The sequence below is a fragment of the Arthrobacter sp. genome, assembly GCF_031988865.1.
GTDB lineage: Bacteria > Actinomycetota > Actinomycetes > Actinomycetales > Micrococcaceae > Arthrobacter_B.
Map to the genome: position 1 here is coordinate 1 of NZ_DALZXY010000153.1, position 3,960 is coordinate 3,960.

At 68.0% G+C, this 3,960-nt stretch carries 5 protein-coding genes; all 5 read left to right on the forward strand.

Annotation, left to right across the window (positions count from 1 at the left end; all coding sequences use genetic code 11):
- Positions 1-276, forward strand: a 276-nt coding sequence (locus tag RTN46_RS16620; RefSeq protein ID WP_312183065.1) for a hypothetical protein, incomplete at its 5' end; no start/stop codon positions are given.
- Positions 263-964 carry an FHA domain-containing protein gene (locus RTN46_RS16625; protein ID WP_312183067.1) on the forward strand — a complete coding sequence of 234 codons (702 nt, stop codon included), beginning with the start codon at positions 263-265 and terminating at the stop codon, positions 962-964. The genes RTN46_RS16620 and RTN46_RS16625, both read left to right, overlap by 14 nt.
- On the forward strand, positions 961-2,604 hold the full coding sequence (locus RTN46_RS16630; RefSeq protein ID WP_312183069.1) for a serine/threonine-protein kinase: 1,644 nt from the start codon (positions 961-963) through the stop codon (positions 2,602-2,604). The genes RTN46_RS16625 and RTN46_RS16630 overlap by 4 nt, the downstream gene beginning before the upstream one ends.
- Positions 2,605-2,762: 158 nt before the next feature.
- The gene (locus RTN46_RS16635) at positions 2,763-3,464 is read left to right on the forward strand and encodes a hypothetical protein (RefSeq protein ID WP_312183071.1); all 702 of its coding nucleotides are present in this window, start codon (positions 2,763-2,765) and stop codon (positions 3,462-3,464) included.
- 58 nt (positions 3,465-3,522) lie between these two features.
- A partial coding sequence (locus tag RTN46_RS16640; protein WP_312183072.1) for an RDD family protein occupies positions 3,523-3,960 on the forward strand: 438 nt, incomplete at its 3' end.

Consider the following 3,960-nt stretch of genomic DNA (forward strand, 5'->3'; position numbering starts at 1 on the left):
AGCGGCACCGGCTCCGCCAGCACCAGCACCGCCGGCTCCACCAGCATCGAAACCACCGGCAGCAGCACCTGCCGCACCACCACCGTCCTCGGCACCCGCTCCGCCGGCAACCTCGGCACCCGCTCCGCCGGCAACCTCGGCACCCGCTCCGCCAGCACCAACACCGGGCCCGGCCGTTCCGGACCTGAGCGCCGCCGTCCCGTGGCTGAAGCTCACGCCGCCGCCCGTGTCATCAGCGGACGTCCCGCTTTCGGGGCCCCGGGTGGCTGCGGATGACGGCGAGCCGACGGAAACTCTGCCTCCCGTCCAAGAGGACCACGACGGCGAGACGATCATGGGCTTCAAGCCCCAGCCTGGTACTCCGCTGCCCGGGACCCCCCGGCCGGAAACCCCCTACGGGGACGACGTCGAGGAAGACGAAGCCACGATCCGCTCCGCCCCGGCCGGATTACACGGTGCTTCCGGTGCAGCCGCAGCTGGTCGCTCCGGCGCGGCCACCGGGTCCGGTCCGACGGTACTAGCCCGGAAGTGCCCGCAGGGGCACGTCAATCCGCCGACGTCGGGAACCTGCCTGGCCTGCGGAGCGGAGATCACCGGTGAACCGCAGCCAACCCCGCGGCCGAGCCTGGGCACAATGCGGCTATCCACGGGGAACGTCTACGAACTCGACCGCAACTTCATCATCGGGCGGCAGCCCTCCGCTTCCCGGGAGCAGGGATCGGTGTTGCCGCGGATGGTGCAGGTTCCGAGCGAAAGCGGGGACATTTCCCGATCGCATGCAGAGATCCGGCTGGAGGGCTGGCACGTGATGCTCCGGGACCTCTTCTCCACCAACGGAACGGTGCTGATCCGAGAGGGGCAGCTGCCGCGCCGCCTGGCCCAGGGAGAGGCCGCGATCCTGCTGGACGGCGACGTCGCCGAGCTCGGCGACAACGTCTCGATCCGTTTCGAAGGCCTGTCATGAAAAAGCGGCCTCCCGGGCCGCCGCCGAGGATTCCCGGATTCCGGTTCCTGGAACACCTGGGATCCGGCGGTTTCGCCGATGTCTACCTCTACGAACAAGACCGGCCACGCCGCCGGGTCGCGGTCAAGGTCCTGCTCTCCGATCTCCGCACGGAAGCGTCCCGGGCCAGCTTTGAGGCTGAGGCCAACCTGATGGCCCAGCTTTCCAGCCATCCCTATATCGTCACGATCTACGAGGCCGACATCACCGCGGAGGGGCGCTCCTACCTCGCCATGGAGTACTGCTCCCGGCCCAGCCTGGACGCGCGCTACCGGCAGGGCGGGCTTCCATTGTCCGAAGTACTGGCGGTCGGAATCCAGGTCGCCTCCGCCGTCGAAACCGCCCACCGGGCCGGAATCGCGCACCGCGACATCAAACCCGCCAACATCCTGACCACCGATTACAACCGGCCCGCCCTCACCGACTTCGGCATCTCCGGAACCACGGACACAGAGGACGAAGAGCACCTGGGAATGTCGATTCCCTGGTCCCCGCCGGAAGCCCTGTCCGGCGCACGGATCGACGGGGTCCGGGCCGATATCTACGCGCTCGGTGCCACCCTCTACACGCTCCTCGCCGGCCGCTCACCGTTTATGCGGCCCGGCCGGGGCAACACCCAGCGTGATCTCGTGGACCGGATCATTTCCGAGCCGCTCCGGCCCACCGGGCGCGGCGACGTGCCGGAGTCGCTGGAACTCGCCCTTGCCACCGCGATGGCCAAATCCGCAGAGTCCCGGTACTCGTCCGCATACGCCTTCGCCCTGGCGCTGCAGCGCACCCAGACCGAATTGAACCTCGCCGTGACGGAGTTTGCAGTCCTGGAGGAAGCCGGGCGGCAGGCCGTCGAGGACGACGGTGTGGCGGATGCAGACGGTGACAAGACCCGGGTACGCCGGGTCGTTTCGATCGATCCGTCTGCCACGACCTTCCCGCCAACTCTGCGCGGTGCCCACCACCTGCTCTCCGGCCCGGGCGCCGTCGAGCACACCGGCCAACATCCCGGCGAGCAGACCGGTGCCGGGCTGCTGCCGGAGGAATGGCCGCAGGGAACCGTCATCCGGCCAACCGCCGGTACCGCTGCCGCCGAACTCCAGCCGGGCCAGCAGGTTTCGGATCAGGATCCGGTCCTGCAGCAGGATCCGGGCCAGGGCCGGGACATAAACCAGGGGATGCCGGGATTGGCCGCGCCGCGCCGCGGACGCAGCCGCGTGCTGGCAGGCCTGGCCGCAGCGGCCGTGCTGGCCATTGTGCTGCTGGCAGTGTTTCTTCCCCGCGACGGCAGTCCGCGGCAGGCCGCACCGGAGCCCACCCAGCCGCCGTCGAACGCCCTGGGCGGGCTCGAAGGTTCCGTGGCACCACCCACAGACCTGAGCGGATCCCAGACGGCCGGGGAAGCTGTCTTCACCTGGGCCAACCCGGAGCCGCAGGAAGGGGACATCTACCTGTGGCGCAGCGTCACTGCCACCAGCAAGGGCGAGCTGGTGCGGACGTCGGAGGAACAAGCCGTCCTTCCGGCTGCCGGCGGACAAACCTGCATTGAGGTCCAAGTTGCCCGGGCCAACGGACGTGCCTCAGAGCCGGCTGCGATCTGCACCGGCTAGGCGATCACCCGGACCAGCCGCGGGCAGCGCGGATGGGACATAATAAGCCTGATGAGGAGCGCCATGGCCGTGCTGCTCTTGACATGGCACCCGGGTTCCCACCCAGCTCGCAGTGGCAACGGAACCGGAGTGCAGACCGACTATTGAGGAGATGGATCTTGGGGGATCTGGCGATCGACTTTAGCGGGGAATGGCATGAACCCGACGACGGAACGGTGTTCCGGATCGGGCGTGAAGGGGACCTGGCGATTGACGACAATCCCTATCTGCACCGGCAGTTCCTGACGATTTCCCAGGAACATTCCATGTGGTGGCTGACGAACATCGGCAGCCGCATATCCGCGACCATCTCCGACTCCACCGGAGGTATGCAGGCATGGGTCGCTCCCGGAGCCCGGATCCCACTGGTCTTCGAGCAGACCAAGGTGATTTTCACGGCGGGGCCCACCACCTATGAGTTCGACGTCCATCTGAAGACCCCGGCCTTCCGCCAGGACCCGCTGAACGGTTCCGGAGCGGGCGAAACGACCATCGGTCCGGTAATCTTCACCGAGTCGCAGCGGGCGGTCATCGTGGCGCTGGCGGAACCGCTGCTGCGCCGTGACGGGACCGGTTACAGTGCGCTGCCAACATCGGCCGATGCCGCGGCCCGGCTGGGCTGGTCGCAGACCCGGTTCAACCGCAAGCTGGACAACGTGTGCGAGAAGCTGGACCGCGTGGGAGTGGCCGGGCTGCGCGGCGGGCCTGGAAAACTGGCTGTGAACCGCCGGGCACGCCTGGTGGAGCACGCGGTGACGTCGCAGCTGGTGACGGCCGCGGACCTGGACCTGCTGGAACAGCTAAGCGGTGAACCGGACTAATACGGGACGTCCCCCTGCAGGCCGGCGGCAACTAAGAAAGCTAGGAACGAAGAAGGTAATGGCAACAAACCCGAATCTTGTGAACGCTACGGCCGGTCAGCGGCTTGCTGCCCGCGCCGTGGACAGTGTTCCCCTTCTGGTGCTGGCCCTGGTGGTCCTGTCTGTTCCGGACCAGTTGCCCGTGATTCTCTGTGCGGTTGCGGCGGCTGCGTACCTTCTGTGGCTCTGGCTTTGGGAGGCCGGCAGCGGTCAGACCCCGGGCAACCGGCTGCTTGGCCTGCGGACCGTGGGGGAGGACGGCCTGGCACCCGGATTTCCGGCAGTCCTGGTGCGCAACCTGCTGCTGACCGTTTCGGCGGTGACGGTCGTGGGTCCCTGGATCCTGACCGTCTCCAACCTGTGGGACCACCCGCATCGGCGGCAGGGATGGCATGACAAGGCCGCCCGTACCCTCATGGTGGATATTCGGGCAGGCCGGAATCCGCTGGCCACCGGC